Annotated in this window: 28 protein-coding genes and 1 riboswitch; of the genes, 17 read left to right on the top strand and 11 right to left on the bottom strand. The window is 67.5% G+C overall.

Annotation, left to right across the window (positions count from 1 at the left end):
• Window positions 1-6: 6 nt before the first annotated feature.
• From ACW7G2_RS11645 to ACW7G2_RS11655, 3 genes are all read right to left on the bottom strand, one after another.
• Window positions 7-861 (bottom strand): pirin family protein, encoded by an 855-nt coding sequence (locus tag ACW7G2_RS11645; RefSeq protein WP_456975937.1) that lies wholly within the window; start codon window positions 859-861, stop codon window positions 7-9.
• A gap of 76 nt (window positions 862-937) precedes the next feature.
• Window positions 938-3,184 carry a bifunctional 23S rRNA (guanine(2069)-N(7))-methyltransferase RlmK/23S rRNA (guanine(2445)-N(2))-methyltransferase RlmL gene (gene rlmKL / locus ACW7G2_RS11650; protein WP_456975939.1) on the bottom strand — a complete coding sequence of 749 codons (2,247 nt, stop codon included), beginning with the start codon at window positions 3,182-3,184 and terminating at the stop codon, window positions 938-940.
• A gap of 85 nt (window positions 3,185-3,269) precedes the next feature.
• On the bottom strand, window positions 3,270-3,800 hold the full coding sequence (locus ACW7G2_RS11655) for a hypothetical protein (RefSeq protein WP_456975941.1): 531 nt from the start codon (window positions 3,798-3,800) through the stop codon (window positions 3,270-3,272).
• A 124-nt stretch (window positions 3,801-3,924) separates the two neighbouring features.
• Here ACW7G2_RS11655 and ACW7G2_RS11660 point away from each other — a divergent pair, with 124 nt between their 5' ends.
• From ACW7G2_RS11660 to ACW7G2_RS11670, 3 genes are all read left to right on the top strand, one after another.
• Window positions 3,925-4,494 carry an N-acetylmuramoyl-L-alanine amidase gene (locus ACW7G2_RS11660; protein ID WP_456975943.1) on the top strand — a complete coding sequence of 190 codons (570 nt, stop codon included), beginning with the start codon at window positions 3,925-3,927 and terminating at the stop codon, window positions 4,492-4,494.
• Between the two features lie 75 nt (window positions 4,495-4,569).
• Entirely contained in the window at window positions 4,570-5,454 is an 885-nt protein-coding gene (gene tesB / locus ACW7G2_RS11665) for an acyl-CoA thioesterase II (protein WP_456975945.1), read from the top strand.
• Window positions 5,451-5,858 carry a pathogenicity-like protein gene (locus ACW7G2_RS11670; protein ID WP_456975947.1) on the top strand — a complete coding sequence of 136 codons (408 nt, stop codon included), beginning with the start codon at window positions 5,451-5,453 and terminating at the stop codon, window positions 5,856-5,858. Before tesB ends, ACW7G2_RS11670 begins: the two co-directional genes overlap by 4 nt.
• On the opposite strand, the gene ACW7G2_RS11675 is transcribed toward ACW7G2_RS11670, so the two are convergent.
• Window positions 5,839-6,522: an EF-hand domain-containing protein gene (locus ACW7G2_RS11675; RefSeq protein WP_456975949.1), complete on the bottom strand. Its 684-nt coding sequence runs from the start codon at window positions 6,520-6,522 to the stop codon at window positions 5,839-5,841. The genes ACW7G2_RS11670 and ACW7G2_RS11675 overlap by 20 nt on opposite strands.
• Window positions 6,523-6,663: 141 nt before the next feature.
• Here ACW7G2_RS11675 and ACW7G2_RS11680 point away from each other — a divergent pair, with 141 nt between their 5' ends.
• Together ACW7G2_RS11680 and ACW7G2_RS11685 are read left to right on the top strand one after the other, a co-directional pair.
• Complete coding sequence (locus tag ACW7G2_RS11680; protein ID WP_456975951.1) at window positions 6,664-7,371, top strand: arginyltransferase; 708 nt, start codon at window positions 6,664-6,666, stop codon at window positions 7,369-7,371.
• 15 nt (window positions 7,372-7,386) lie between these two features.
• Window positions 7,387-8,616, top strand: coding sequence for an endonuclease/exonuclease/phosphatase family protein (locus ACW7G2_RS11685; protein ID WP_456975953.1), 1,230 nt, complete (start codon window positions 7,387-7,389; stop codon window positions 8,614-8,616).
• A gap of 11 nt (window positions 8,617-8,627) precedes the next feature.
• Here ACW7G2_RS11685 and ACW7G2_RS11690 read toward each other — a convergent pair whose 3' ends face one another.
• Window positions 8,628-8,918, bottom strand: coding sequence for a hypothetical protein (locus ACW7G2_RS11690; protein ID WP_456975955.1), 291 nt, complete (start codon window positions 8,916-8,918; stop codon window positions 8,628-8,630).
• 160 nt (window positions 8,919-9,078) lie between these two features.
• On the opposite strand from ACW7G2_RS11690, the gene ACW7G2_RS11695 reads away from it, so the two are divergent.
• From ACW7G2_RS11695 to ACW7G2_RS11715, 5 genes are all read left to right on the top strand, one after another.
• A complete protein-coding gene (locus ACW7G2_RS11695; protein WP_456975957.1) occupies window positions 9,079-9,354 on the top strand; it encodes a hypothetical protein in 276 nt (91 codons plus the stop codon).
• The gene (locus tag ACW7G2_RS11700) at window positions 9,354-9,533 is read left to right on the top strand and encodes an Arc family DNA binding domain-containing protein (protein ID WP_456975959.1); all 180 of its coding nucleotides are present in this window, start codon (window positions 9,354-9,356) and stop codon (window positions 9,531-9,533) included. The genes ACW7G2_RS11695 and ACW7G2_RS11700 overlap by 1 nt, the downstream gene beginning before the upstream one ends.
• A gap of 96 nt (window positions 9,534-9,629) precedes the next feature.
• Complete coding sequence (locus tag ACW7G2_RS11705; protein ID WP_456975961.1) at window positions 9,630-10,061, top strand: DUF3887 domain-containing protein; 432 nt, start codon at window positions 9,630-9,632, stop codon at window positions 10,059-10,061.
• Between the two features lie 54 nt (window positions 10,062-10,115).
• Window positions 10,116-11,084 carry an alpha/beta hydrolase family protein gene (locus ACW7G2_RS11710; protein WP_456975963.1) on the top strand — a complete coding sequence of 323 codons (969 nt, stop codon included), beginning with the start codon at window positions 10,116-10,118 and terminating at the stop codon, window positions 11,082-11,084.
• 2 nt (window positions 11,085-11,086) lie between these two features.
• Window positions 11,087-11,938 carry a M15 family metallopeptidase gene (locus ACW7G2_RS11715; RefSeq protein ID WP_456975965.1) on the top strand — a complete coding sequence of 284 codons (852 nt, stop codon included), beginning with the start codon at window positions 11,087-11,089 and terminating at the stop codon, window positions 11,936-11,938.
• Here ACW7G2_RS11715 and ACW7G2_RS11720 read toward each other — a convergent pair.
• The 5 genes from ACW7G2_RS11720 to ACW7G2_RS11740 form a co-directional block, all read right to left on the bottom strand.
• Complete coding sequence (locus tag ACW7G2_RS11720) at window positions 11,919-12,593, bottom strand: DNA-3-methyladenine glycosylase family protein (RefSeq protein ID WP_456975967.1); 675 nt, start codon at window positions 12,591-12,593, stop codon at window positions 11,919-11,921. The two genes, ACW7G2_RS11715 and ACW7G2_RS11720, sit on opposite strands and share 20 nt — an antisense overlap.
• A 5-nt stretch (window positions 12,594-12,598) precedes the next feature.
• A complete protein-coding gene (locus ACW7G2_RS11725; protein ID WP_456975969.1) occupies window positions 12,599-12,976 on the bottom strand; it encodes a DUF423 domain-containing protein in 378 nt (125 codons plus the stop codon).
• A gap of 89 nt (window positions 12,977-13,065) precedes the next feature.
• Window positions 13,066-14,220 (bottom strand): polyketide cyclase, encoded by a 1,155-nt coding sequence (locus ACW7G2_RS11730; protein ID WP_456975971.1) that lies wholly within the window; start codon window positions 14,218-14,220, stop codon window positions 13,066-13,068.
• 185 nt (window positions 14,221-14,405) lie between these two features.
• Window positions 14,406-15,047: a response regulator gene (locus tag ACW7G2_RS11735; RefSeq protein ID WP_456975973.1), complete on the bottom strand. Its 642-nt coding sequence runs from the start codon at window positions 15,045-15,047 to the stop codon at window positions 14,406-14,408.
• A 51-nt stretch (window positions 15,048-15,098) separates the two neighbouring features.
• Window positions 15,099-16,319 carry a sensor histidine kinase gene (locus ACW7G2_RS11740; RefSeq protein WP_456975975.1) on the bottom strand — a complete coding sequence of 407 codons (1,221 nt, stop codon included), beginning with the start codon at window positions 16,317-16,319 and terminating at the stop codon, window positions 15,099-15,101.
• Between the two features lie 210 nt (window positions 16,320-16,529).
• Between ACW7G2_RS11740 and ACW7G2_RS11745 the strand changes: the two genes are divergently transcribed.
• The 6 genes from ACW7G2_RS11745 to ACW7G2_RS11770 all read left to right on the top strand — a co-directional run bounded on the left by ACW7G2_RS11745 (window position 16,530) and on the right by ACW7G2_RS11770 (window position 21,604).
• The gene (locus tag ACW7G2_RS11745; protein WP_456975977.1) at window positions 16,530-17,129 is read left to right on the top strand and encodes a GNAT family N-acetyltransferase; all 600 of its coding nucleotides are present in this window, start codon (window positions 16,530-16,532) and stop codon (window positions 17,127-17,129) included.
• Complete coding sequence (gene minC / locus ACW7G2_RS11750; RefSeq protein WP_456975979.1) at window positions 17,129-17,890, top strand: septum site-determining protein MinC; 762 nt, start codon at window positions 17,129-17,131, stop codon at window positions 17,888-17,890. Before ACW7G2_RS11745 ends, minC begins: the two co-directional genes overlap by 1 nt.
• 90 nt (window positions 17,891-17,980) lie before the next feature.
• Window positions 17,981-18,790 carry a septum site-determining protein MinD gene (minD, locus tag ACW7G2_RS11755; protein WP_456975981.1) on the top strand — a complete coding sequence of 270 codons (810 nt, stop codon included), beginning with the start codon at window positions 17,981-17,983 and terminating at the stop codon, window positions 18,788-18,790.
• 4 nt (window positions 18,791-18,794) lie between these two features.
• The gene (gene minE, locus ACW7G2_RS11760) at window positions 18,795-19,058 is read left to right on the top strand and encodes a cell division topological specificity factor MinE (protein ID WP_456975983.1); all 264 of its coding nucleotides are present in this window, start codon (window positions 18,795-18,797) and stop codon (window positions 19,056-19,058) included.
• Window positions 19,059-19,076: 18 nt separating this feature from the next.
• The gene (locus ACW7G2_RS11765; protein WP_456975985.1) at window positions 19,077-19,625 is read left to right on the top strand and encodes a hypothetical protein; all 549 of its coding nucleotides are present in this window, start codon (window positions 19,077-19,079) and stop codon (window positions 19,623-19,625) included.
• 47 nt (window positions 19,626-19,672) lie between these two features.
• Window positions 19,673-21,604, top strand: a complete 1,932-nt coding sequence (locus ACW7G2_RS11770) for a M2 family metallopeptidase (RefSeq protein WP_456975987.1) — start codon at window positions 19,673-19,675, stop codon at window positions 21,602-21,604.
• A 166-nt stretch (window positions 21,605-21,770) separates the two neighbouring features.
• Here ACW7G2_RS11770 and ACW7G2_RS11775 read toward each other — a convergent pair whose 3' ends face one another.
• Window positions 21,771-23,027, bottom strand: a complete 1,257-nt coding sequence (locus ACW7G2_RS11775) for a multidrug effflux MFS transporter (protein ID WP_456975989.1) — start codon at window positions 23,025-23,027, stop codon at window positions 21,771-21,773.
• Window positions 23,028-23,326: 299 nt separating this feature from the next.
• A riboswitch (glycine riboswitch) is annotated at window positions 23,327-23,428 on the top strand.
• Window positions 23,429-23,500: 72 nt separating this feature from the next.
• On the opposite strand from ACW7G2_RS11775, the gene gcvP reads away from it, so the two are divergent.
• On the top strand, window positions 23,501-26,389 hold the full coding sequence (gcvP, locus tag ACW7G2_RS11780) for an aminomethyl-transferring glycine dehydrogenase (RefSeq protein ID WP_456975991.1): 2,889 nt from the start codon (window positions 23,501-23,503) through the stop codon (window positions 26,387-26,389).
• Window positions 26,390-26,563: the final 174 nt, after the last annotated feature.

Here is a 26,563-nt window from a genome sequence, read left to right on the forward strand (position 1 = left end):
CTGCTTTCAGAAGCGGCCTTCCTGGAAGTCCACGAATGCCTGCATCAGCTCCTCGCGGGTATTCATGACGAAGGGCCCGTGGCGGGCGACGGGCTCACGCAGCGGCCGGCCGGCCACCAGGATCAGGCGCGCACCGGCGTCGCCTGCCTGCAGGCGCAGGAGGCCGCCTCCGCCGAGGATACCGATCTCCTGTGTGTCCAGCGCGCGCGCTTCTTCGCCGGCGCCGATTTCAAGGCTCCCCTCGAACACGTAGGCGAACGCGTTATGCCCTTCGGGCAGCGCATATTCCCAGTTGCTGCCCGGCGCGAGGGCAATGTCGAGATACAGCGGATCGGTCGCGGGCTGCGCGATCGGGCCGATCGTATCGCCCACGCTGCCGGCAATCACCTTCACTTCCACGCCCGCCGCGGGAGCGGTCGTGGGAATGCGCTCGGGGCCGAATTCCTGATAGCGCGGCGCGGTCATTTTGTCCTTGGCCGGCAGGTTCACCCACAGCTGGAAGCCGCGCATGCGGCCTTCCTCCTGCTCGGGCATTTCCGAATGCACCAGCCCGCGGCCGGCGGTCATCCACTGCACGGCCCCGGGTACCAGCAGGCCTTCGTTGCCATGGTTGTCGCGGTGGCGCATGCGGCCATCAAGCATGTAGGTGACGGTTTCAAAGCCCCGGTGCGGATGCTCGGGGAAGCCGGCGATGTAGTCCTCCGCGCGATCGGTGCCGAATTCATCCAGCAGCAGGAAGGGATCCAGATCCTGCAGCTGGGGGCTGCCGATTACCCGGGTCAGCTTGACCCCGGCGCCGTCAGACGCGGGGATGCCGCGCAGCTTGCTGGCGATGCGGGCGTAGCGGTCGGTGTTGTTCATGGCGGGCTCCTGTGCGGGAACAGGAATAATGGGGGCGCGCCGCCGCTTGGGCAGTCAGTGCAGATGGAACAGTGGGTTACGCACGACTGCCGATGGTCGTCTTCCACACCGACGGCGGCTGCAGGCGCCATGCGCGATGGATGCGCTGGTTGCGGGAGAAGTCGGTGGGAATGGTGGTGGGGGTGATTTCCTCGCACTGGGCAAACTCCCCCACCGCCTCCTCATCCAGGCGGAAGCGGCGGAAGTTGTTGCTGAAGTACAGCACGCCCCCCGGCGTCAGCCTGGCGACCGCGGCCTGCAGCAGGCGCACATGTTCGCGCTGGATATCGAAATCGCTGGCGCGGGCGGAGTTGGAGAAGGTGGGCGGGTCGCAGAAGATCAGCTCGTACTGGCCGCGCTCGGCCTCAAGCCAGGCCAGGGCATCGGCCTGCACCATGCGGTGGTCGCTGCCGCCGATGCCGTTTTCGCCCAGGTTGTCGACCAGCCACTGCAGGTAGGTGGCGGACAGATCCACGCTGGTGGTTTGTGCCGCGCCGCCCATGGCGGCCTGCACGGTGGCCACGCCGGTGTAGCAGAACAGGTTGAGGAAGCGCTTGCCTTGCGCTTCTGCACCGATGCGGGCGCGCAGCGGGCGATGATCGAGGAACAAGCCGGTATCCAGATAATCGAACAGGTTCACCCGCAGCCGCGCCGGGCCTTCGTTCACCACGATGTAGTCGCCACGCGCGTCCATGCGCCCGTATTTGCTGCCGCCTTTGCCGCGGGTGCGGGTCTTGACCGCAATGCGTTCCTGCGGAAGTTCAAACACCTCGCGGGCGGCAGCCAGCAGGTCACCGAGGCGGCGGCGGGCGGTCTGCTCCGGGATGGTGGCCGGCGGGGCGTATTCCTGCACGTGCAGCCAATGCCGATCCGGGGCGTCGGCCTCGGTATAGACATCGATGGCGGCGGCGTATTCCGGCAGGTCGGCATCGTAGATGCGGAAGCAACCGACACCTTCGCGCGCGCGCCAGGTTTTGAGCCCGCGCAGGTTCTTGCGCAGCCGGTTGGCCACCATCTGCGCGCCCTCGCCCAGCGGCCGGGGGGCGGATGTTTCGCGCCTGGCCGGGGCAACGTCGTCACAGACGATGAGGCTGCACTCGAGCGAACCGTTCCACAGCCGGTAGCGCTTGCGGGCCCGCAGGCGGGTGGCGAAAGCCAGCTCTTCATCGCCACACAGCAGGCTGGCGCGCCAGCCGGGAGCCGCTGCGGCCAGGGCGTCGCCCAATGCGCGGTACAGCGCCGGGTCGGCCGCCAGGCGGGCGTCATAAGGTGGGTTGCACACTGCCAGGCCCGTTATGGCCTGCGCGTCGACACCGGCACCAAGCGCTGGGAATGTATCGGCCAGGCGCTCGATCGGGGCGACCCGGAAGTTGATCGAATCGGCCAACCCGGCCGCCGCGGCGTTGGTGATGGCCGCATCGATGGCCCGCCGGTCGATATCGCTGCCGTAAAAGGCCGGACGCAATGCGGCACGGCCGGTCTGCTCACGCACCATGGCCTCCTGCCACAGGTCGTTCCAGGTTTCGCGGTCGAATCCGGGCCACCGGGTGGGCAGGATGGCCTGGTCAATCTGCGTGCCGGCCTGCGTACCCGCGTGACCAGCCAGCGTACGCAGCCGCAGCAGGCCCGGGGCTACATCGGCCGCCATCAGCGCGCCTTCGATCAGCAGGGTGCCGCTGCCGCACATCGGATCCAGCAGCCCGCCGCCATCGGCGTATACCCGTGGCCAATCGCCGCGCAGCAGTACGGCCGCTGCCAGGTTTTCCTTCAGCGGTGCTTCGCCCTGCGCCTTGCGCCAGCCGCGGCGGTGCAGCGGTCCGCCACCCAGGTCCACCGACAGCAGCGCCCTGCCCTTGCGCACCACCAGGTTCAGGCGCAGATCGGGCCGCTCCAGATCCACATCGGGGCGGGTACCGTCGCGCTCACGCATGGCATCAACCACCGCGTCCTTGGTGCGCTGGGCGGCGTAGCGGGCGTGGGTGATGGCGGTACCGGACACATGGGCATCCACGGCGAGCGTCATGCCGGGGGCCAGGTGATCGTGCCAATCCAGCGCGCGTGCGCCGTCGTAGAGGGCGTGCTCATCCGGGCAGTCCCAGTCGGCCAGCGGCCACAGCACCCGGCTGGCGGTGCGCGCCCACAGCACGGCGCGCTGGGCGACAGCCAGGCTGCCGGTGGCGTTGACGCCGGCCACGGTGGCGGTGGCTTTTTCACAGCCCAGCGCCAGCAGCTCATCGGCAAGCAGGTATTCCAGGCCTTTGGCGCAGGAGACAAAGAAATTCATGGCGACAGGGTACAGGGCGCCGGGCCACGCAAGTGGCGCCGGGGGTGGCAGTGAGGCGGTCCGCGGAAGCCGCGAAGTTGCCCGATTACAGCGAGGAAAGCAGCTCAGCGAACGCGTCGGCGGAGGCCTGCACGTGGCGTTCCAGCCGGTGATTGTCATCCACCAGCAGCAGGCGGGCGCGGCGCGGGCGGGCCCAGTCGATCACGTGGGCCGCGTCAATCAGCTCATCGTCCCAGCCGTGCACGATCGAGATCGGCACTTCAGCCGCATCCAGCGCCGGCGCGGGGCTCAGGCGCGCCGGAGGCGCCATCAGGAACAAGCCCGCCACCGGGACCTGCAGCGACACCCGGCCGGAGATCCACGCGCCCAGACTGGAGCCGGCCAGTACCAGGGGGCCGCGCGCGGCCGCACCCTGGGCGCACTTGAGCAGGCGCTGCAGCCTGCTGGGCACATCGCCCAGGTCGCTGATCTCCTGACGGGCGTCCAGATCGGTGTAGTCGGGTCGCTCGTGGGTCCATCCCAGACGTTCACACACCTCGGTCAGCGCGGTCACCTTGGTGGCGCCCGGGCCGCTCTCGAAGCCGTGGGAAAGGATGACGTGGCCGCGTGCGCTCATGCCCGCGCTCCGCTGTCATCGTTGCAACACGCAAACTTATCCATGGAGGAATGCTAGAGCATTTGCCGGCCGCCAGGACGTCGCGCCTGCGGTTGTGCGGCGATAAATCGCCTAGCATCGGCACATGACCGATACCGCACCCTCCATCACCCGCCAGCACCTGCCCTATGTCGAGCGCCTGGGCCACCGCACGGTCAATGACATCGACCTGGTGGTGATCCACTGCACCGAGCTGCCGGACATGGCCATGGCGCGCGAGTACGGCGAGCGCATCCTGTATCCGGAGGCCGGCACCGGCGCGGCGGGGCACTGGTATGTGGACCGCGCCGGGGCGATCACCGAATACGTGCCTGCCGAACGCATCGCCCACCACGTGCGCGGCTGGAACCCGCGCTCGGTGGGGATCGAGCTGGTCAACATCGGCCGCTACCCGCACTGGTACGACAGCGGACACCAGGCCATGACCGAGCCCTATACCGGTCCGCAGATCGAAGCGTTGCTCCACCTGCTGCGGTACCTGCGGGCCACGCTGCCACAGCTGCGCTGGATCGCCGGCCACGAGGTTCTGGATACCGATCGCATGCAGGCCAGCGACGACCCGGCGCTGACGGTGGCCCGCAAGGTGGATCCAGGCCCGCTGTTTCCCTGGGACGAGGTGCTGGCGCGGATTCCGCTGGAGCGGCTGCCCACATAGCAGGCAGGATCCTGCCTGCGCCAGCCCAAGGCCGGCAGGTACAATTGCGGCCCCTTGAAACGGCCCGCAGCGCGCATGCCCTCCCCCGCTTCCGAACTGATTGATCTGCTCTCGCTGGAACGCCTGGAACAGGACCTGTTCCGCGGCCAGAGCCGCGATATCGGCACCCGCTACGTGTTCGGCGGCCAGGTGCTGGGCCAGGCGCTGTCGGCGGCCCAGGCCACCATGACCCATCCGCGGCCGGCGCATTCGCTGCACGCCTACTTCCTGCGCGCCGGCGATGTGGACCATCCGATCGTGTACGAGGTGGACCGCACCCGCGATGGCGGATCGTTCTCGGTGCGCCGGGTGACCGCCGTGCAGCACGGCAAGGTGATCTTTTTCTGCGCGGCCTCGTTTCAGGAGGCCGAACAGGGCGCCGAACACCAGCTGTCGATGCCGGAGGTTCCCCGGCCCGAGGACATCACACCGTTGCCGCCGCTGTCGGCGCAGGCACTGGAGAAGCTGCCGACCAAGGTGCAGCGATGGCTGGACCGGGCCGGGCCGTTTGAATTCCGCCACGTGTACCCGCGCGACGACCTGGATCCGCCCAAGCGCCCGCCCTACCAGCAGGTCTGGTTCCGCCTTGCCGAAAAGGTGGGCGATGCGCCCGAGCTGCATCGTGCACTGCTGGCCTACGCGTCCGATTTCCACCTGCTGGGCACGGCGACCTTCCCGCACGGGATCAGCTACTACCAGCCCCACGTGCAGATGGCTTCGCTGGATCACGCGCTGTGGTTCCACCGCCCGTTCCGCGCCGACGAGTGGCTGCTGTATTCGATCGACAGCCCGAGCGCCAGCGGCTCACGCGGCCTTGCCCGCGGCATGATCTACGATATCCAGGGCCATCTGGTGGCAAGCACTGCCCAGGAAGGCCTGATCCGCATGGCCGCGGTTGCGGCCGGTGAAGTGAAACAATGAGACAGATTTTCAGCAGCATGCGGGTGGAGAACGTGGAGCGCCTGGCGCAGATCATGCGCGAGGACGGGATCGAGGTGCAGATCACCAACGGCCGCTCCTACAGGAGCGGGCGCCGGCGGGTTTTCAACTACCGCGACACCCCACCCGCCCGGCAGCAGCCCGCACTGTGGGTGGTGCGCTCGGAAGACCAAGCCCGGGCGCGCCAGCTGATGCGCGACATCGGCATGCCCGGGCCCACCACCCGCCCGATCACCGACAGCTACCTGTCATCGGCGGACCTGCCTCCGATCACCCCGGAAAAGCCGCAGCAGACGCCGCGGCAGCGGAAGATCATGCGCTATCGGCGCCTGCTGCTGGTGGCAATCGCGATCCTGGCCGCACTGGTTATCGGCCGCTCGTTCTAAGCGTGCGCTGCGGTCGCAGTTCATCCTGGCTCAGGAAGCCGTCGCGGTTGTCGTCCATCCAGGCGAAGCTGGCCAGCAGGCGCGGCATCTTTTCCTCGACTTCCACCCGGCTCAGCACGCCGTCGCCATTGAGGTCGGCGGCGGTGAAGCGCTCCTGGAAACGACGCTCGCGCTCGGCTTCGCGCTGCGGGCGCTGGGCCTGCTGCCAGGCACGCAGCTCGGTGCGAACGATGTAGCCGTCACTGTTGGCATCGATGGCATCGAACTGCTCCAACAGCGAGCCGCCGCCCATGCCGCCCATGCCGCGATGACCGCGCTGCCCCCGCTCGCCCTTCCCCGTCCGGCCGGTGCGTTCCGCGCGCTTTTCCGCGCGCTCGGTCCGTGCCTGGGCGGCCTGCTCCAGTTCTGCACGGCTGATGCGGCCGTCACCATCGGTATCCAGGCGCGCGATGCCCCCACCCATTGCCATTCCTGGGCCCGCATGGCCGAAGCGATGGCCGCGGTGATGCTTGCCGCCACGACGCGCCTGCGTTTCCGATGCGTCTGCACGTTCTGAGGCGTTGGCGGCGCGATCTGCAACTTGGGCCGGATCTGCCGCGAAGGCCTGTGAGGACAGTGCGCCAAGGGCGATGACGGTGGCTGCGAACAGGGATGTGGTCTTCATTGGTGAACTCCTGGTACGGCGGCGCCATGCCACCTGTGTACCGGTCAACGCAGCTGTCCCCGCCATGGTTGACCCTCGCCGGAATGCGTTCAGCAGGCGGACAGTCGCAGCAAACGCGACCGGGAGCAGTATGCTGGCCGCATGGGTGACTCCGAATCCCTGCGCCTGTTCCACACCGGCCAGCATCCCTGCGGCTACTGGCCCGAGCGCACGGCGCGCGACCTGGTGCTGGATCCGCACGATCCGCGGCTGCCTGGCTTCTATGCCCGGGCACTGCAATGGGGGTTCCGCCGCTCCGGCGACATCGTGTACCGGCCCCACTGCCAAGGCTGTCGCGCCTGCGTTGCGGTGCGGATCCCGGTCGAGCAGTTCCAACCCAACCGCAGCCAGCGACGCTGCCTGTCCAGCAATGCCGACGTGCAGATGCGGGTGCTCCCGACCGAGCGCACCGAAGAACAGCTGGCCCTGTACCAGCGCTACCTGCAGGCGCGTCATCCCAAAGGCGGCATGGATGCGCACGGCGCAGCCGAATTCGACCAGTTCCTGGTGGGCAGCTGGACCAGCGGCCGGTTCCTGGAGCTACGCAGCGGCGGGCGCCTGCTGGCGGTGGCCGCCACTGACATGGTTGAGGACGCCCTGTCGGCTGTTTACACGTTTTTTGAACCGGACGAAACTGCGCGCGGCCTCGGTACGCTGGCGATCCTGCACCAGATCCAATGGGGCCAGCGCGAGGGCCGCACGCACCTGTATCTGGGCTACTGGATCGACGGCCACGGCAAGATGGACTACAAACGCAGGTTCCGCCCGCTGGAGTCGTTCGACGGCCGCGGCTGGCGTCCGTTTGACTGAAGGCCCTGCCAACCGATGAAGCTCCGTCCGCTGCGCTCCCTGATCCTGCTGTCCGCCGTTCTCGCATTGGCCGCCTGCGTGCGCGTCAATGTGTACGGCGACCCGGCCCTTTCGCGTTCCGCCATGACCGATACGCTCCGCATTGCCAGCTACAACGTGTCCCTGTACTCGGATGAGGCCGGCGGCCTGATGCAGCGCCTGGAGGAAGCCGACGAGGGCGCCAGCCGGGTGGCGGCGGTGCTGCAGCGGGTGCGACCGGATATCGTGCTGCTCAACGAGTTCGATTACGTCGCCGATGGCAGTGCGGCTGACCTGTTCCAGCGCGCGTACCTTGAGCGTGCGCAGCCCGGCGGCGGGCAGCCGCTGCGCTACCCCTACCGCTACCTGGCTCCGGTCAACACCGGCGTGCCCAGCGGACTGGACCTGGACGGCGACGGCACCGTGGGCGGCGAAGGCCGCGCGCGCGGCAACGACGCCTGGGGCTACGGCCTGCACCCGGGCCAGTACGGCATGCTGCTGCTCTCACACCACCCGATCGATGCCGATGCGGTGCGTACCTTCCAGCTGTTGAAGTGGAGTGAGATGCCGGACGCCCGCCGGCCACTGGATCCGGAGACTGGTGCGCCCTGGCACCCGGAAGAAGTCTGGACCCGGCTGCGCCTGTCTTCCAAGTCACATTGGGACGTGCCGGTGCGCACCCCGCGCGGCGTGGTCCACGTACTGGCCTCGCACCCCACGCCGCCGGTGTTCGACGGTCCGGAGAAGCGCAACCAGGCGCGCAACGCCGACGAAATCCGGCTGTGGGAGGAGTATCTCTCCGGCGGCGAGCTGCCGTGGCTGTGCGATGACGCCGGCCGCTGCGGCGGGCTGGCAGCGGACGCGCGTTTCGTGATCCTCGGCGACCTCAACAACGATCCGGCCGACGGCGCCGGCGTGGCCGGGGCAATCCTGGGTCTGCTGGAACATCCGCGCGTGCTGCGCCATCGCACCCCGCGCAGCGAGGGTGCGGTGCATTCGGCGCTGACGGCGGACGGCGCCAACCTGGAACACCGCGGCGCCCACGCCCACGACACCGCGGATTTCGGTCCGCGCAATGGCAACCTGCGGGCCGACTATGCACTGCCCTCCACCGGCTTCGACTATCTGGGCGGGCAGGTGTACTGGCCGCCACCGGATGACCCCTCCGCCGCAATCGTGGAAGGCAGCGATCACCGGCTGGTGTGGGTGGACCTGCGGATTCCGTAGCGGCCCCAGGCTCAGGCCTGGCCCTCCACCCCCCGAGGCCCGAAGCCGAAGCTGGAATCGCTGTCGGTGGAGACGATCATCTTCACCATGCTGCCCGGCACCATCATTTCCAGCCTGACATCGCGGCCTTCGGGCGTATGTCCGTGCAGGGTCATTTCGATCCAGGCACCGCCGGTGTCGATCTCGTCGCAGGCCACGTGCACGCCCAACGGGCCTTCCCGCAGGTAGGGCTTGATCGCTTCGCCCAGCGTTTCCAACGCCTGCGGAAAAAAGAACACTGCGTATCCGTCGTTGCCTTTCATGCGTCCCCTTGTGGATGGCGGCTGCACGCTGCGCGCGGCCCGCTCCCGGAGGGTAGCGGCCCGCAGCCACGCTGGGCCAGCCCAAAGCGGAATAATTGACGAATTGATATCACTTTGATATCAATCTATTCCAACCATCCAGCGGAGCGCTGTACTGACCATGGAACATGCACTGGTGATTCCGCTGATCGTCGCTGCCAGCAGCGTGCCGGCCTTCCTGGCGGCCCGCGCCTTTGCCAGTGACCGGCCGCGGCTGGCCACGCTGATGCGGCTGGTGGGCATGGCGATCCTGGCCGGCGCCTTGGGCCTGGCCTGGGCCGGGGATGACCGCTCAAGACAGCTGGCGGTTGCCGTGGGAGTTGCCCTGGCGGTGAACGGGCTGGGCCTGTTCGTGCTCTGGGACATCCTGCGAAGGCGCCGCCGGGATGGCAGGTGATGTCCCGGAAGAAGAGCTATCCGCTGCGCATCAATGCCGAGATCCTGGCCGCGGTGCAACGCTGGTCCGATGACGAGCTGCGCAGCCTGAATGCGCAGATCGAGTACGTACTGCGTGATGCACTGCGCAAGGCCGGGCGCCTGCCAGCCAAACCACAGCTGAAAGGGGAGGGCAATTGAGCAGAAAATGGAGCTACCAGACGATCAAGCTGATATCCGTCGCATCCCAGGGAGCCGGCTATCCGGTATTTGCCTACCTCAAGAAGGAGTTTTGACATGACACATCGCACGATCCGTTTCGCCCTCGCCCTGCTTGCAGCCTTTGCCTTTTCCAGCGCCTGGGCACAGAGCCCGTCGGAACGGGCGCTGCAGGTGCTTGACCACTTGGATGCTGGCCAGATTGAAGAGGTCACCGCCACGTTCACCGATGAGATGGCGGCTGGCCTGGACGCCGCCACCCTGGGCCAGCTGTGGGCCTCGCTTCCCCAGCAGCTCGGCGCCCTGCAGCAGCGCGGCACGCCGCAGGAACAGCGTCAGGACGGCCACGACGTGGTGGTAGTGCCGCTGCAGTACGAGCGTGCCGCAGCCAACGCCATCCTGAGCTTCAACGACGCAGGCCAGCTGGCTGGACTGTTTGTGCAGCCGGCGCAGCCCGCGGCACCTGCGCCTGCCGCCCCGCAGCCGGTCGAACCCGAAGAAGATCAGTAATCCTGTACCCGGCCGGCGACAACCCGTCGCCGGCCGCCAGAAAGGACACAGCACATGGCCCGATTGATGGAACGACTGGGTGGCCTGCTCCTGGCCCTGCTGGTCTGCGGCACTGCCACGGCCACCGGCTTCAGTGAGCAGGATCTGGAGATTGTCCCGGGCGACTTCGCGCTGCCCGCCACCCTGGCGCTGCCCGGCGGCGAAGGTCCCTTCTCCGCCGTGGTGCTGGTGCACGGCTCCGGCCCCAACGACCGCGATGGCACCATCGGCCCCAACCACCCGTTGCGCGACATCGCACAGGGTCTGGCCGAACGGGGGATCGCCACGCTGCGCTATGACAAGCGCACACGGGTGTATCCCATCGCCGCCGCATTCGATCCGGACTTTGACCTGGACCGGGAAAGCACGGTCGACACAGTGGCCGCCGTGGCGCTGTTGAAGGAACTGCCGGGCATCGATCCGGAGCGCGTGTTCGTATTCGGCCACAGCCTGGGGGCGATGCTCACCCCGCGGATCGTTGGGCGCTCGGGCGCTGCCGGAGGGATCCTGTTCGCTGCTGCGGCGCGGCCGCTGCTGGACCTGATGCCGGAACAGGTCCAGCGCTTGGGGGATCTGCGTGGCGCCGATGCGGCGCAAACCCAGGCGTCGGTGGACGCCATCAATGACGCCATTGCCCGCCTGCGCGCAGGCGAAGAGGTGCCGGACATCCAGCAGCGGCTGGGCGCGTCGGCCGCCTATTTCCGCAGCACCGAGGCGCTCGACCCGGTGGCCGAGGCGCGAGCCCTGGATCGGCCGCTGCTGGTGATGCACGGCGGACTGGACATCCAGGTAACCGATACCGACTGGGCAGCCTGGCAAGCGGCGTTCGAAGGCGATGCGCGGGTCACCCTGAAGTATTGGCCGGAGCTCGGGCATCTGGGGATTTCTGCCGACGTGGAAGATCCGCTCGCCACCTACCAGCAACCGGGCCCGGTGAGCCCGGCGCTGATTGATGCGGTGGCCGCGTGGATCAGGGAGCACTGAAGATGGAAAAGACGACCGGCGTGCGCCGGCGACCGGCGAACCTGCTCAACACCGCTGAGGTCGAGGTGTGGCCCGGCGGCCTGCTGCAGGCCCGCGCGAACCACGACGCACGCCTGCTGGCCCGCGCCCGGCGGGTGCTGCGGCGCAAGCGCGACGGCCGTTACCTGGCGGCAGTACTTCCCGATGGGCTGGTACCGCTGCTGCCGCGGTGGAAATGCGAGCCCGGGATCGATGAGGCCCTTCGCGCGCTCCGCGCCCACCCCGGCCACCTGCGCCCCGGCGTCGAGCCAATCGGCACCCTGCCCCTGCATCGCCTGCACGAGCGGCTCGATGCCCTGGGGGTGGATGCGGACGGCTACGCCAGCAATACGGGCTTGGAACTGGTCGCGGAACCCGTCTGGCTGGCTTTCGCCGGCTTCGACCGCTACCGCCGGGCACTATGGCTGCACGTGGAGGCCGCCGGCGCCTGGCTGCGCATGCGCGAAGCGGCGCGGGGCGACGGCGTGGTGCTGGAAGCCATCTCCGGATACCGCAGCCACGATTACCAGCTGGGCATTTTCGCCCGCAAGCGCGCCCGGGGTGAGCAGGTGGAGCAGATCCTGCAGGTCAACGCGGCGCCGGGCTACAGCGAGCACCATTCCGGGCTGGCGCTGGATATCAGCGCGCCGGGCGAGCCGCCAGCCGAGGAGTCATTCGAATCCACCGCGGCCTTTGTCTGGCTGCGCGAGAAGGCGCAAACGCACGGCTTCCACATGAGCTATCCGCGGGGCAATCCACACGGGATCGTCTACGAGCCCTGGCACTGGTGCTTTGCACTGGCCCGGCAGAGCGCGCCTATTCCTGCGAGCGCTTGACCGGCTCCGTCGCCCCGCTGGCCGCGTCGGCGATACGCCACAGATAGAGGCTGGCGCAGGTGCGCCACGGCGCCCAGCATTCGCCACGCTCACGCAGCTGGCGGGGCGTGGGCAGGGAATCCAGGCCGTCGATCACCTGCACGCCCTTGCGCACGCCCAGGTCGTCGACCGGCAGCACGTCGGGCCTCCCCAGGCGGAACATCAGCATCATTTCCACCGTCCAGCGGCCAATGCCGCGGGTCGGCACCAGGGCTTCGATGATCTGCTCCTGATCCATCCAGGCCATGCGGCGGGTGCTGGGAATTTCGCCCCGCGCCTCACGCGCAGCCAGGTCACGCAGCGCCAAGGCCTTGTTGCCGGACACGCCGCAGGCCCGCAGGGCGGCATCGTCGATCCGGCCCAGGGTATCTGTATGCAGCCGCGAGCTGCCGATGGCGGCCTCCACGCGGGCAACGATCGTGGCGGCGGCCTTGCCGCTCAGCTGCTGGTAGAGGATGGCCCGGGCCAGCGCGTCGACCGGGTCGAACGCCTGTTTCCAGCGCCGCTCCGGCTCCAGCGGACCGATCCTGCGCATCCAGGCCCCGAGTGCGGGGTCAATCCGCATCAGTTGGCGGCGGGCCGCCTGCGGATCAAATCCACGCCGGTAGTGGGTCATGGCGGTCAGTCCCGTAGCAGGTCGGCGGCCAGCGTCAGCCAACCCAGGATCATCAAGCTCCCGCCCAGCGGCGCTGCGGCGGTCGGCCAGCCCAGCAGGGCGGCGCCCGCCAGGCTTCCGGAAAACAACAGCGTGCCGGCAAACAGCAACAGCAGCGCAGCCATCCGCAGACGGCGGGCCGGCAGCGGCGCCAACAGGGCCAGCGTCACGCCATGGCCGAATGCGAACAGGCCCGCAGTCTGCAGCCATGCCTGAGCGGCACCGTCGACGCCATGGGAGGCGTAAGCCGCCATCGCCACTGCCAGGCCCGCACACAGGGCGCCCAGCGCCGCCAGGATGGAGCGTCCACCTCCGGCACCCGGCCGGCCTGTCTCTACAGTCATCACGCTCTCCACCTCTCCAAACGCAACACGCCGCACCCTGGGGGCGCGGCGTGTTGGTCAAACACCATGATGCAGTGCGACGCTGGCCGTTACTGCTTCACGGTCCAGTACACCTCGTACTCGCCTTCCGGCGTGAACGAGTCTTCGATGCCGGACTTGTACAGCTCGAACGGACGGCCGGTCACCTCATGACCCTGGGTCATTGCCCAGGCGCGGATCGCGTTGCGCACGTTCTCCAGCTCGGCCATGAAGCCGGTGTAATCACCGCCTGCCAGGACACTCGGCTCGGTACGCATGTACTCCACCGGGCCAAGCAGGTCGAGATCGGCCAGCTCGCCTTCATCGGCCATCGGCTGGACTGCAGCGGTAGCCGCCTCAGCCTCTTCACCGTTGCCCTCTTCCTCGCCGTTTTCGTCCGCGGCGGGGCCGCTGCCTGCGGTACGCACCGGCTGGACGACGTCGAAGTTGTAGGTGTCGCGACCCAGTTCCGTGGTAACGATCCGCATCGGACCGGCCGCTTCCAGGTTGTTGGCAGCCATGGTGCGGTTGATCCACTCCATGTTGCTTTCCATCGAACTCTTGATCTCGGCGGTGCGACGCTCGATCGCACCGGCGCGGACCGCCAGCAGGTTCTCTGCCGGGCGCTCGACCACGCGCAGGTTCTCCAGGGTGCTGCCTTCAACGGCGTAATCCACGTTCGGCACCGAAGAGAGCATGTTGCTCAGCCGGCTCAGGCCCAGGGCCATGCCGTCACCCACGCTGCGGCTGACGTACAGGCCGGCGTAGCGACCGATCAAGTTCCAGCCGTAGTCGACGCTGTAGGTCTGGGTGATCTGGAGGTTGCGGCCGCCGCGACCGGTCGGACGCAGGGCAAAGGTGGTCTGTTTGTTGCTGCCCTGGCGATCATCCTCGATCGCGATCTTCACTTCGCGGCGCGGCACGGACTCGACGATCGTCCAGGTACCGGTACCAACCGTGCGCACATCGGAACGGTAGGACATGGTGGCGCCTTCACCCGCTTCCGGGCCGGAGCGATCCAGACTCATGCCCGGATCGTAAAGCGCCATGGGATGCCACTCATGGAAGCGGCGGAAACTGTTGATCGTGTCGAACACGATGGTCTGACGGCGGTTGGTTTCCACCTGCTCGACCAGCGTGCGGTTGGCGGGCAGCAATACGCCAACCACAACGAACAGCACGGCGACGATCACCAGGGAAATCAGAATTTCGAGCAAACGGGTCATTCAGGGTTCTCCACACCTATATCCAGCCGTGCCGGCTCGCAAGCGGGCAATCCTAACAAGTTGAGAGGTCATGAGCGAGACCGGAATTGCATTTCCGGCACTGATCCGCATCCCCCGGCCACCCTTCACGGCCAAAGCCGGGCCAGGTACGCCGGAACATGCGTGGGCAAGCGCTTCACCGGGCATTACACCAGCCCCAGTTCGAACGCCTTCAGGACCGCACGAGTGCGATCGCGGACCCCCAGCTTGCTCAGTATGTTTGAAACATGGTTTTTGATGGTGCCTTCGGCCACGCCGAGGGAGTTGGCGATCTCCTTGTTGGAAAATCCGCCTGCCATCAGCCGCAGGATCTCGGTCTCACGGTCGGTGAGCGGATCAGGACGGTCGAGGCTGACGAATTCGTTGCGCATGTGTTCCAGGCCCGACAGCAGGCGCTGGGTCATCGCCGGCTGCACCAGCGAGCCGCCGCCGGCCACCGTGCGGATCGCGCCGACCAGCTGCTCCAGGGACACGTCCTTGAGCAGGTAGCCTTTGGCGCCCGCCTTGAGCCCGGCCAGCACCAGCTGGTCGTCGTCGAAGGTGGTCAGGATGATGGTGGGTGGCAGCCGCTTTTCACGTGACAGCATCTGCAGCGCTTCCAAGCCGGACATCACCGGCATGCGCATGTCCATCAGCACCACGTCGGGCGCCGCCTGCGGAATCACTTCCACGGCCTGCTTCCCGTCCGAGGCCTCAGCCACCACTTCAATGCCGTCGTCCAGCGCCAGCAGCGAGCGGATGCCCTGCCGGACCAGGGTCTGGTCGTCCACCAGGCAAACTCGGATCATGGGCTTCTCCGTTGCTTTGATCATGATACGGCCTCAGGGTTCCACACGGTTTCAGGGCTCCGCGGCCGACGAGGATTCGTCCGCCAGCCCGCCCGGCTGGTCGGCCGGGTCGTCAACCGGCAGCTCCAGGTCAAGCCCGAATCCTTCGCCGGGGGCGGTGCGGACCACCATCTTCCCACCGTACGCGGTCAGCCGCTCGCGCATGCCCCGCAGTCCGTTGCCGAAGCCTTCCAGATTGGCGCCGCGCCCGTCGTCCTGCGCCCGCAGCCGGATCCAGCCGCCTGCCACGCTGTAATCCAGTTCCAGCCGCTGCGCCTGGGCGTGGCGCACCGTATTGGTGATGATTTCCTGGGTGCAGCGCAGCAGCACGTGGGACCGTTCTGCGTCATCGATCAGGAATGGATCGGGCATGCGCATTTCCACCGCCAGCCCGGGCACGTTTTCGGCCAGCGGCCTGAGCGTGGCGCTCATGTCGATGGCGCCGTCATCGCGGATCTGGCTGACCGCCTCGCGCACGTCGCTCAGCAGCAGCTTGGCCAGGGTGTGAGCCTGGCCCACATGCTCCTGGGCGGCGCCGGAGGTGAGGTGGTTGGCCACTTCCAGGTTCAGGCTGAGCGCGGTCAGGTGATGGCCGAGCAGGTCATGCAGCTCACGGGCGATGCGGGTGCGCTCGTTCACGCGCACGCTTTCGGCCAGCAGGGCGCGGGTGGCGCGCAGTTCCGAATTCAGCCGTCGCTGCTCATCCCGGGCCTGGGCCTGCTGCCGGGCCACCAGCGCGGTGGTGAACACGAAACTGGAAAAGCCCATGTAGCCAAGCGCCTGCAGCACGCCCACAAGCAGGGGAAAGCCGAGCGGGCCGGTATAGATGGGCAGGACCGCCATGTTGCCCACCACCAGCCAGGCCACACCGATCCGCAGTGGCAGGATCCAGGGCAGCAGCCCGGCCACCACCATCAGCAGGATGCTGCCCAGGGCGGTGCCGGACAGGTAGCTGACCCCGATGGCGCAGCAGGTCAGCAGCAGCAGGCCGAAATGGTCCCAGGCGCCGGGCTTGCGATCGCCCAGGGAGCGGGTGATCCGCCAGTAGGCCGCCCCGAACAGCAGGTACACCACCAGCCAGCGCAGGATCAGCAGCACCGGCTCCCCGCCCAGCTCGTCGAGCGGAAGCGACTGCGGATCGATCAGGAAAATGATCAGCCACAGCCCGACCGCGGCCCATGTAAACAGGCCTGCGTAACGCAGCATCCGGCTGTTGCCAATGCGGACCAGCATGTTTTCCCGCGCATCGCCCAAAGTCAGGGCGCAGGGTTATCGAACGGCCCTGTTCGCGCAAGGCCGGAAAGGCATGGCCGGTCCCATAGCGGCCGGCGGCAGATCGCGGGGCGCGTCCGCCACGTTCGCCGCCCATGGCTGCCTGTGCGATAATTCCTGCGCTGTAGAGCGCCCGCTTCCCGAGGAGCGGATCTCCCCCGGAGTCTGTGAATGTCGACCCTGATCCGCGACGTGTACGAACACGAGCTGGATTCCATCCTTGCCCTGAACAACGCTGCCGGGCCGGCCATCCTGCCGCTGGACGCCGCACGCCTGCGCCACTTTTTCGACACCGCGGATTATTTCCGGGTCGCCGAGAACGACGGCAACGTGGCCGGGTTCCTGGTGGGGTTCGGATCCGGATCGGACCATGACAGCAGCAATTTCTCCTGGTTCGGCGAGCGCCACGCGTCTTTTTTCTATATCGACCGGATCGTGGTGGCCAGCCGCCGCCGCGGTGGTGGCGTGGGCCGCGCCTTTTATGCCGATGTGCAGAGTTTCGCCGAGGCCCGCTGGCCGCTGCTGACCTGTGAAGTGCTGATCGAGCACGACAGCGATCCCGCGCGCCTGTTCCACGGCGCGTTCGGCTTCCAGGAGGAAGGCCAGCACGTGATGCCGAAGATCGACGTACGTGCCTCGATGCTGGTCAAGAAGATGTGCAGCTACCCCTGGATCCGCGAACGCTACGGCGATCGCCTGCCTGACGTACCGTGGCTGCTGCAGCCGCGCCGACACCGGGATGACCCGGCCGAGCGAGCAACTGGAACCTGATGATGGTGAGTGATTTCGAGCCGGCGGGCGAACTGAAGTTCGGCCAGGTCGGTATTGCCAACCTGCGCGTGCGCACCCTGGACGTGGAGCGCCTGGGCGCGGAGATGCGCGAGCGGGTGCAGCGCGCGCCAAAAATGTTTGATCGCGCCGCGCTGGTGATCGATTTCGGCGGCCTGCCGGCGATTCCGGATGCCGCCACTGCCCGCACCCTGCTGGACGCCCTGCGTTCGGCGGGGGCCTTGCCCGTCGCCCTGGCCTGGGGCAGCGGCGACAACGAGGCGCTGGCGGTGCAGCTTGGTATGCCGGTCCTGGCCCGTTTCCGCGCCCAGTACGAGCGCGCAGACGGCTCCACGCCCGCCCCGCCCCAGCCGGCGGCAGCGGCGCCAGAGCCGGCCCCCGCGCCCGCTCCGCAGTCCCAGGCGGCCGCTGGACAGCCGGGCATGATCGTGCCGAACTCGGTGCGCTCGGGTCAGCAGGTGTACGCGGACAATCGCGACCTGACGGTGCTCAATGCGGTCAGCGCAGGTGCGGAAGTCCTGGCCGATGGCTCCATCCACATTTATGGCCCGCTGCGCGGGCGGGCGCTGGCCGGCGCCCAGGGCAATGCGAAGGCGCGCATTTTCTGCCGCGCCTTCCACGCCGAACTGGTGGCTGTGGCCGGCCAGTACAAAGTGCTGGACGATATTTCAAAAGACCTGCACGGCAAGGCCGTACAGGTCTGGCTGGAAGACGAAGAGTTGAAGATCGAGGCGCTTGAATAGCGCCCGATTTCATGATTCGGTGGCCACCAGCCGCCGCATCTGCAGTACCCAGGACAATAACAACCAACGATCCACACGGAGATCACGACATTGGCCGAAATCATCGTAGTCACCTCAGGCAAGGGCGGCGTGGGCAAGACAACCAGCAGCGCCAGCATCGCCAGCGGCCTGGCCCGGCGTGGCCACAAGACCGCGGTGATCGATTTTGACGTCGGCCTGCGCAACCTCGACCTGATCATGGGTTGCGAGCGCCGGGTGGTGTACGACTTCGTCAACGTGGTCCAGGGCGAGGCGTCGCTCAGGCAGGCCATGATCAAGGACAAGCGCTTTGACAACCTGTTTGTGCTGGCTGCATCGCAGACCCGCGACAAGGACGCGCTGACTCGCGAGGGCGTCGAGCGCGTGCTCAAGGAAATGGCGGACGACGGCTTTGATTACATCGTCTGCGACTCCCCGGCCGGCATCGAAAAGGGTGCTTTCCTGGCCATGTACTTCGCCGACAAGGCGATCGTGGTGGTCAACCCGGAAGTGTCCTCGGTACGTGACTCCGACCGCATCATCGGCCTGCTGCAGTCCAAGACCCAGCGTGCCGAAGCCGGCGAATCGGTGGAGGAATACCTGCTGCTGACCCGTTACAGCCCCAGCCGGGTCGAAACCGGCGAAATGCTCTCGATCACCGACGTGGAAGAGGTGCTGGGACTGAAGACGATCGGGGTGATCCCGGAGTCCAGCGACGTGCTCAACGCCTCCAACAAGGGCGAGCCGGTGATCCTGGATATGGAGTCGGGCGCCGGTCAGGCCTACGACGACGCCGTTGCGCGGCTGCTGGGCGAGGACCGGCCGATGCGCTTCACCCAGCTGGAGAAAAAGGGTTTCTTCAGCAAGCTGTTCGGGGGTTGAGCCAATGGGCCTGTTTGATTTCCTGAAGACCAAGAAGAACACCGCTTCGATCGCCAAGGAGCGCCTGCGCATCATCGTTGCGCAGGAGCGCGGTAGTCGTGATGCTCCCGACTACCTGCCGCTGCTGCAGCGCGAGCTGCTGGAAGTGATCCGCAAGTACGTGAGCATCGACGCCGACGCGGTCAAGGTGGACCTGGTGAAGGAAGGCGAGCACGACGTGCTTGATATTTCGGTGGCGCTGCCCGAGGAGGGCACCGGCACCGCCTGAATCCGGCGGCCCCCTTTGATGGGCACTGCCCCGCTCCCTGCTTCCCCCACGGCTGCCGATGATGCATCGGCCGGCCCGGATGTGGTGTGCCTGGGCGATATCGATTTTGCCCATGCCGCTGCCCTGATGGCGCGCCACGGGCTGACCCTGCACATGGTTGAACCGGGCACGTCGATCCCCGGCAGCTATTGGGGGGAGCCGGAAGCGGGGATCATCGCCAGCAATGTGTACGTACGCCCGGACACCCCCGTGCATTCGATGCTGCACGAGGCCTGCCACCTGATCGTGCTGCCTGCCGAGCGTCGCGCCCAGGTGCACACCGACGCCACCGATTCGGTCGCCGAGGAAGACGCCACCTGCTACCTGCAGATCCTGCTGGCCGACCAGCTGCCCGGCGTCGGCCGGGACCGGCTGATGGTCGACATGGACGCCTGGGGCTACAGCTTCCGTCTCGGCAGTACGCGCGCCTGGTTCGAGCGCGACGCCGAAGATGCCCAGGCCTGGTTGGCCGAACGCCAGCTGCTGCCCGCGGCGGCGCCACTTGCGGACCCGACTGCGCTCCCATAGCCTGCCGCTTCCGTCCCACGCGGCCGCGGGCCGCCCAGGAAATCACCGTGACCTATCGCCGCCTGCTCTGCATCACCGCCCTGGCCGCCTGTCTGGCCCTCCCTGCCTGCCAGCGCGACTCTGCCCAGTCGCCCCTCCCGGCCGGGGTGCCGCAGGACGAGACTGCCGACCAGTTCGTCGCCCGGGTCAACGATGAGATGCGCGAGATGTACCGCGAGCTGACCGCATCGCAGTGGCTCTCGTCGACCTATATCAACGAAGACAGCCAGCTGCTGGCCGCCAAGGGCAACGAGCGCTGGCTGACTGCGCTCAACGACTGGATCGAGCAGGCCCGGCGTTTTGAAGGCCAGGAGATGGCGCCGGAAACCGCGCGCGCGATCAGCCTGCTCAAGCTTGGCACGGCCATGCCGGCCCCGCGTGACCCGGAGCGTCTGGCGGAGCTGACCCGCATCGCCACCCGCATGGAGGGCATGTACGGCGCGGGCGCCTATTGCGCGGAGGGCCGCCCCGAAGACTGCCGCCAGCTTGGCCAGTTGGAAGAGGTGCTGCGCACCAGCCGCGATTACGACGCCCAGCTGGATGCCTGGCAGGGCTGGCATTCGATCGCCAAGCCGATGCGCCAGGACTATGTGCGCTTCGTGGAGCTGGTCAATGAGGGCTCGCGCGACATGGGCTACGCCGACGCCGGCGAGATGTGGCGCTCGGGCTATGACATGAGTCCGGTGGAAATGTCGGCCGAGACCGATCGGCTGTGGAACCAGGTCAAGCCGCTGTACGACCAGCTGCACTGCTACGCCCGCACCCGTCTTGAAGCGCAATATCCTGACCGCGGCTCGGTCGACGGGCTGCTGCCCGCGCACCTGATGGGCAACATGTGGCAGCAGGACTGGAGCCACCTGTGGGACATCCTGGCGCCCTACCCCAATGCCGGCAGTCTGGACGTGTCCAGCGCCCTGCAGCGCCAGTACCAGGAAGGCCTGGATGCGCGCATGTCCCGCCTGGATACGCTGCCAACGCCCGCCGAGCGCGTGGAGCTGGAACGCCAGGCGCAGCATGACGTGGCGGTGGGCATGACCCGGCGCGCCGAGGAGTTCTACACCTCGCTGGGCATGCCCGAGCTGCCCGAGCCGTTCTGGGCCAACAGCCAGTTCATCAAACCGCGCGACCGCGACGTGGTCTGCCACGCCAGCGCCTGGCCGATGGACATGGGCGACGACGTGCGCATCAAGATGTGCATCGAGCCGAACGAGGAAAACTTCACCACGATCTACCACGAGCTCGGCCACATCTATTACTTCCTGGCCTACAAGGACCAGCCGCCTCTGTTCCAGAACGGCGCCCACGACGGCTTCCACGAAGCGATCGGCGACGTGATCGTGCTGTCCATGACGCCCGACTACCTGGCCTCGATCGGCCTGGTGGAAGAGCAGGCGCAGGATCAGGCAGCGCTGATCAACTCGCAGATGCGCATGGCCCTGTCGAAGGTGGCGTTCCTGCCCTTCGGGCTGATGATCGACCGCTGGCGCTGGGGCGTATTCGACGGCTCGATCACCCCGGACAGCTACAACCAGGCCTGGTGGGACCTGAAGGCACGCTACCAGGGCGTGGCACCGCCGGAACCGCGCGGGGAAGAGTTCTTCGACCCGGGTGCCAAGTATCACGTGCCGGGCAATACCCCGTACACGCGCTACTTCCTCTCGCACGTGCTGCAGTTCCAGTTCTACAAATCGCTGTGCGAGGCCAGCGGCCACGACGGCCCGCTGCACGAGTGCAACTTCTCCGGCAACCAGGCCGCGGGCGAGCGCTTCTGGAACATGCTGGCGCGCGGCGCCGGCCAGACCTGGCAGCAGACCATGCTCGAAATGACCGCCGGCGAGCAGATGGACAGCGGCGCGATCCTTGAGTATTTCGCCCCGCTGCAGAGCTGGCTGGAAGCGCAGAACGAGGGCCAGGCCTGCGGCTGGCCGGGCGGCAGCTGAGCCAGCAGACCCGGGCCAGCTCGTAGGAGCGCGCCATGCGCGCGAAGCCGCGTGAAGCATCCTGCCCGGCGCGGCATCGGTTACAGCGTCGTAGCCGAGGCAACTCTCCGGTGCCTTATGTCACGCGGCTTCGCGCGCATGGCGCGCTCCTACGGGTGGAAGACGTTTACAGGTGGTCGGTGGGCTCGTAGGCGGCCGGTTCCGCGGGAATCTCCGGCTGCACGCGACCGCGGCGGGTTTCCCAGCGCCAGAAGAACCAGCCGATCACCAGGAACGTGGCCGCCAGGCCGGCCAGGCCGAGCCCGGTCCCGCTGACCAGCGGCGAGAGCAGGCCGGCGACGATGGCGTTGAGCACCAGGCCGGTGAAAGCCTGCAGCGAGGCGGCGGCGCCACGCTGGGCCGGGAACATGTCCAGGATCGCCAGGGTCACGATCGGGAACACCAGGGCAATGCCGAACGCGTTCAGCACCAGCGGCAACACCGCCCAGGGCACGGTGGGCACGTCCACCATGAGGTAATAGAGCATGTTGGCAGCGATGGCGACTGCGCTGCAGGCGAAGCCGATGTTGGCCAGGGTGACCCCGCGAATGCGCCCCGCTGCCCGGCCGGAGACCCACGCGCCCACCATCATCCCGCTGATCATGGGGATGAACAGCCAGCCGAACTGGTTCTCGTCCAGCGACAGGATGTCCATGACAAACGCCGGTGCGGAGACGATGAACAGGAACAGCGCGGAAAAATTGAACGCGCCTCCCGCCGCGAGGCGCTGGAAGCGGGCATTGGCAAAGATCGTGACGTAGTCGCGCAACAGGTGGCGCGGGGCCAGCGAGCGGCGCTCGGCCGGGGGCAGGCTTTCCGGCAGCCAGCGCCATGTGGCCACCAGCAGCACCACCGAAAAGATCACCAGGAACCAGAAAATCGCAGGCCAGCGTGCCCAGCCCAGGATCCAGCCGCCGATGATCGGCGCGATCGCCGGGGCAATGCCGAAGATCATTGATACCTGGCTCAGCAGCCTCTGCGCGTCATCGCCCTGGAACAGATCGCGGATCACCGCACGCCCGACCACCACGCCCACGCCCGCCGACAGCCCCTGCACCGCGCGGAACACCAGCAGCGTGCCCAGGTCATCGGCCATGGCGCATCCGGCCGAGGCCAGTGTGAACACCACCAATCCACCCAGGATCACCCGCCGCCGCCCGAGCGCATCCGACAGCGGCCCGTGGACCACGCTCATCAACGCATAGGCCACCAGATACACGCTGATCGTCTGCTGCATGGCCAGCTTGTCGGCGCGCAGCTCTTCGCCCATCTGCACGAAGGCGGGGAAGATGGTGTCGATGGTGAACGGGCCGAACATGGCCAGCCCGGCCAGCAGCCACGGCAGCCTCCACCGGCCACGTTCATGGATGGGGGCAGCGCTCATGGGCGCCTCCCGCAACAGTCATGCAGGCAGGGAACGGCGGCCGGCGCCGCGAAGCGGCGGGCATGGGGGAGGAATGCAGTCATGGGGGTCGGGGGGACAGCGAGGCCCCGATTCTACCGCCCGCGGCGATACCGGGCAGGCGCAACGCTGCTTCCCGCCGAGGTGCGGCGGATCCGCTGCCGGCCGGCGGCAGATGGCGGGGCGCACGGTATAATCGTCCGTTCGTGGTGGGAGAAGCCGGCACTGCCGGCTGCCGAAGGCGCAACGCCCGTAATCGCTCAGGCCAGATACCACCCGGGCAGCAAAACTCTGGAGAGACCGGCCACAGCCGGCGCCGAAGGGGCACGGGGTGCAGCAGCAAGCACCCCCAAACTCTCAGGCAAAAGGACAGAGGGGCACCCCTACCGGTCAGGTCGGGCCGGCCACCTTGCGTGGGCCGCGCTGACCCCGGATCGCCCACCCTGCCACGCCGGATGTCTGCCATGTCCCCTGCCAAACCCTCCCTTCGCGACCTCGAACACCACGACGCCTTCGTTGAGCGCCACATCGGCCCCAACGACGCGGAAATCGCCCACATGCTCGAGGTGATCGGCCTCGATTCGCTCGACGGACTCACCGAAGCCGTGGTGCCCGAATCGATCCGCAACAACACCCTGGACCTGCCCGCCTCAATGACCGAGGAGGAAGCGCTGGCGAAGATCCGCGCGGTGGCCGACCGGAACAAGGTCTTCCGCAGCTTCATCGGCCAGGGTTATTACGGTACCCACGTGCCCCAGGTGATCCTGCGCAACATCCTCGAGAACCCGGCCTGGTACACCGCCTACACCCCCTACCAGGCGGAGATCTCGCAGGGCCGGATGGAAGCCCTGATCAACTTCCAGACCATGTGTGCCGACCTGACCGGCATGGATATCGCCAACGCCTCGCTGCTTGACGAAGCCACCGCCGCCGCCGAGGCCATGACCCTGGCCAAGCGCGCCGGTCGCTCGAAGTCGAACGTGTACTACGTGTCCGACCGGGTGCACGCGCAGACGCTTGAAGTGCTGCGCACCCGCGCCGAGGGTCTGGGGATCGAGCTGCATGTGGGGCCGGAGGAGAAAGCCGGCGAAGCGGACTGCTTCGCGGTGCTGCTGCAGTACCCGGATACCTTTGGCAAGGTCGGCGATTACCGTGCCCTGGCCAAGGCCGTGCACGCGCGCGGCGGTCTGGTCACCGTGGCGGTCGACCTGCTGGCCCTGACCCTGATCGCCTCCCCCGGCGACTGGGACGCCGACATCGTGGTCGGCAACACCCAGCGCTTTGGCGTGCCGTTCGGCTTTGGCGGCCCCCATGCGGCCTTCATTGCCTGCCGTGACGCGTACAAGCGCAATATCCCCGGCCGCCTGATCGGCGTGTCGCTGGACGTGGAAGGCAACCCTGCCTACCGCCTGACCCTGCAGACCCGCGAGCAGCACATCCGCCGCGAGAAGGCGACCAGCAACATCTGCACCGCGCAGGTGCTGCTGGCAGTGATGGCCGGCATGTACGGCGTTTACCACGGCCCCGATGGCCTCAAGCGCATTGCCGGCCGGACCCACCGCCTGACCGCGATCCTGGCCGCTGCCCTGCGCAAGGCCGGCGTGACGGTGGGCGATGACTTCTTCGACACCCTGCACATCACCGGCGTTGACGCCGCATCGATCCACGCCAAGGCGCGCGCTGCCGGGATCAACCTGCGCGACATCGACGCGGGCAGCATCGGCATCAGCCTGGACGAGACCACAACCCGTGCCGACGTGATCGAACTGGCGGGCCTGTTCGGCGCCAGCATCGATGACATCGACGCGCTGGATGTCGAGACCGGCGACGCCCTGCCGGCGGCGCTGGCGCGCGAGTCGGAGTTCATGCAGCATCCGGTGTTCAACACCCATCACAGCGAGCACGAGCTGCTGCGCTACATGCGCCAGCTTGCAGACAAGGACCTGGCCATGGATCGCACCATGATCCCGCTGGGCTCGTGCACCATGAAGCTCAACGCGACCGCGGAGATGGTGCCGATCACCTGGCCCGAATTCGCCAACATCCATCCGCTCGCACCGGCCGACCAGACCGAAGGCTACAAGGAACTCATTGACGGCCTGGAGCAGATGCTGGCCGAGATCACCGGCTACGACGCGGTCAGCTTCCAGCCCAACTCCGGCGCCCAGGGCGAGTTCGCCGGGCTGATGGCGATCCGGGCGTATCACGCCTCGCGCGGCGAGGAGCAGCGCGACGTGTGCCTGATCCCCGAATCCGCCCACGGCACCAACCCCGCCTCGGCCCAGATGGCCGGGATGCGCGTGGTGGTGGTGAAGTGCGACGAGAACGGCAACGTGGACGTCGATGATCTGCGGGCCAAGGCCGAGAAGCACAAGGAAAAGCTGTCCGCGCTGATGATCACCTACCCGTCCACGCACGGCGTGTTCGAGGAAGCGGTAGTCGAGATCTGCGAGATCATCCACGCCAACGGCGGCCAGGTGTACACCGACGGCGCCAACATGAACGCCATGGTCGGCTTGGCCAAGCCCGGTGCGTGGGGTTCGGACGTGTCCCACCTCAACCTGCACAAGACCTTCTGTATCCCGCACGGCGGCGGCGGCCCGGGCGTTGGCCCGTGCGCGGTGAAGTCGCACCTGGCACCGTTCCTTCCCAAGGCCTTCGGCCCCAATGGCGAGGCAGAAGGGGGCATGGTGTCGGCGGCCACCCACGGTTCGGCCAGCATCCTGCCGATCAGCTGGATGTACGTGGTGATGATGGGCGCGGACGGCCTGCGCAAGGCCAGCCAGGTGGCACTGCTGACCGCCAACTACGTGGCCAAGCGCCTGGCCGACCACTACGAGACGCTTTACGCCGGCCGTGGCGGACTGGTGGCCCACGAGTGCATCCTCGACCTGCGGCCGCTGAAGGACTCCAGCGGCGTGAGCGCGGAGGACGTGGCCAAGCGCCTGATCGACTTCGGCTTCCACGCCCCGACCCTGAGCTTCCCGGTGGCTGGCACGTTGATGGTGGAGCCGACCGAGAGCGAATCGCTGGTTGAGCTGGACCGCTTCATCAACGCCATGATCGAGATCCGCGAGGAGATCCGCGCGGTGGAAGATGGCCGCCTGGACCGCGAGGACAACCCGCTGGTCAATGCCCCGCACACCGCTGTCATGGTCACCGCCAGCGAGTGGACCCGCGGCTATCCGCGTGAGCTGGCGGCATTTCCGCTGGAGTCGCTGCGCAGCCACAAGTACTGGCCACCGGTGGCACGCGTGGACAACGTGTACGGCGACAAGAACGTGATGTGCTCCTGCATCCCGATCGACGCCTACAAGGACGACGAGGAAACCGCCGAGGCCTGAGCCGGCCGCGGCACCGGGCTGGCCGTCTTCAGGGACGGCCAGCCTTTTGTAGGAGCGCGCCATGCGCGCGAAGCCGCGTGACACATGGCATTGCCGCGGGGCGTCGGTTGCCGCGTCACGGCCGGAGCCACCCCGCAATGCCAGTATTCACGCGGCTTCGCGCGCATGGCGCGC

The organism is Luteimonas sp. A277 (genome assembly GCF_054052045.1).

Coding starts and splice junctions, on each gene's coding strand:
- ACW7G2_RS11740 (WP_456975975.1), bottom strand. CDS start 16,319: ATGCTGGTCCGCATTGGCAACAGCCGGATGCTGCGTTACGCAGGCCTG.
- ACW7G2_RS11735 (WP_456975973.1), bottom strand. CDS start 15,047: ATGATCCGAGTTTGCCTGGTGGACGACCAGACCCTGGTCCGGCAGGGC.
- ACW7G2_RS11745 (WP_456975977.1), top strand. CDS start 16,530: ATGTCGACCCTGATCCGCGACGTGTACGAACACGAGCTGGATTCCATC.
- ACW7G2_RS11775 (WP_456975989.1), bottom strand. CDS start 23,027: ATGAGCGCTGCCCCCATCCATGAACGTGGCCGGTGGAGGCTGCCGTGG.
- rlmKL (WP_456975939.1), bottom strand. CDS start 3,184: ATGAATTTCTTTGTCTCCTGCGCCAAAGGCCTGGAATACCTGCTTGCC.
- minE (WP_456975983.1), top strand. CDS start 18,795: ATGGGCCTGTTTGATTTCCTGAAGACCAAGAAGAACACCGCTTCGATC.
- ACW7G2_RS11690 (WP_456975955.1), bottom strand. CDS start 8,918: ATGAAAGGCAACGACGGATACGCAGTGTTCTTTTTTCCGCAGGCGTTG.
- tesB (WP_456975945.1), top strand. CDS start 4,570: ATGCCCTCCCCCGCTTCCGAACTGATTGATCTGCTCTCGCTGGAACGC.
- ACW7G2_RS11655 (WP_456975941.1), bottom strand. CDS start 3,800: ATGAGCGCACGCGGCCACGTCATCCTTTCCCACGGCTTCGAGAGCGGC.
- ACW7G2_RS11645 (WP_456975937.1), bottom strand. CDS start 861: ATGAACAACACCGACCGCTACGCCCGCATCGCCAGCAAGCTGCGCGGC.
- gcvP (WP_456975991.1), top strand. CDS start 23,501: ATGTCTGCCATGTCCCCTGCCAAACCCTCCCTTCGCGACCTCGAACAC.
- ACW7G2_RS11725 (WP_456975969.1), bottom strand. CDS start 12,976: ATGACTGTAGAGACAGGCCGGCCGGGTGCCGGAGGTGGACGCTCCATC.
- ACW7G2_RS11680 (WP_456975951.1), top strand. CDS start 6,664: ATGGGTGACTCCGAATCCCTGCGCCTGTTCCACACCGGCCAGCATCCC.
- ACW7G2_RS11675 (WP_456975949.1), bottom strand. CDS start 6,522: ATGAAGACCACATCCCTGTTCGCAGCCACCGTCATCGCCCTTGGCGCA.
- ACW7G2_RS11670 (WP_456975947.1), top strand. CDS start 5,451: ATGAGACAGATTTTCAGCAGCATGCGGGTGGAGAACGTGGAGCGCCTG.
- ACW7G2_RS11715 (WP_456975965.1), top strand. CDS start 11,087: ATGGAAAAGACGACCGGCGTGCGCCGGCGACCGGCGAACCTGCTCAAC.
- ACW7G2_RS11705 (WP_456975961.1), top strand. CDS start 9,630: ATGACACATCGCACGATCCGTTTCGCCCTCGCCCTGCTTGCAGCCTTT.
- ACW7G2_RS11660 (WP_456975943.1), top strand. CDS start 3,925: ATGACCGATACCGCACCCTCCATCACCCGCCAGCACCTGCCCTATGTC.
- ACW7G2_RS11695 (WP_456975957.1), top strand. CDS start 9,079: ATGGAACATGCACTGGTGATTCCGCTGATCGTCGCTGCCAGCAGCGTG.
- ACW7G2_RS11700 (WP_456975959.1), top strand. CDS start 9,354: ATGTCCCGGAAGAAGAGCTATCCGCTGCGCATCAATGCCGAGATCCTG.
- ACW7G2_RS11720 (WP_456975967.1), bottom strand. CDS start 12,593: ATGACCCACTACCGGCGTGGATTTGATCCGCAGGCGGCCCGCCGCCAA.
- minC (WP_456975979.1), top strand. CDS start 17,129: ATGATGGTGAGTGATTTCGAGCCGGCGGGCGAACTGAAGTTCGGCCAG.
- ACW7G2_RS11730 (WP_456975971.1), bottom strand. CDS start 14,220: ATGACCCGTTTGCTCGAAATTCTGATTTCCCTGGTGATCGTCGCCGTG.
- ACW7G2_RS11710 (WP_456975963.1), top strand. CDS start 10,116: ATGGCCCGATTGATGGAACGACTGGGTGGCCTGCTCCTGGCCCTGCTG.
- ACW7G2_RS11685 (WP_456975953.1), top strand. CDS start 7,387: ATGAAGCTCCGTCCGCTGCGCTCCCTGATCCTGCTGTCCGCCGTTCTC.
- ACW7G2_RS11765 (WP_456975985.1), top strand. CDS start 19,077: ATGGGCACTGCCCCGCTCCCTGCTTCCCCCACGGCTGCCGATGATGCA.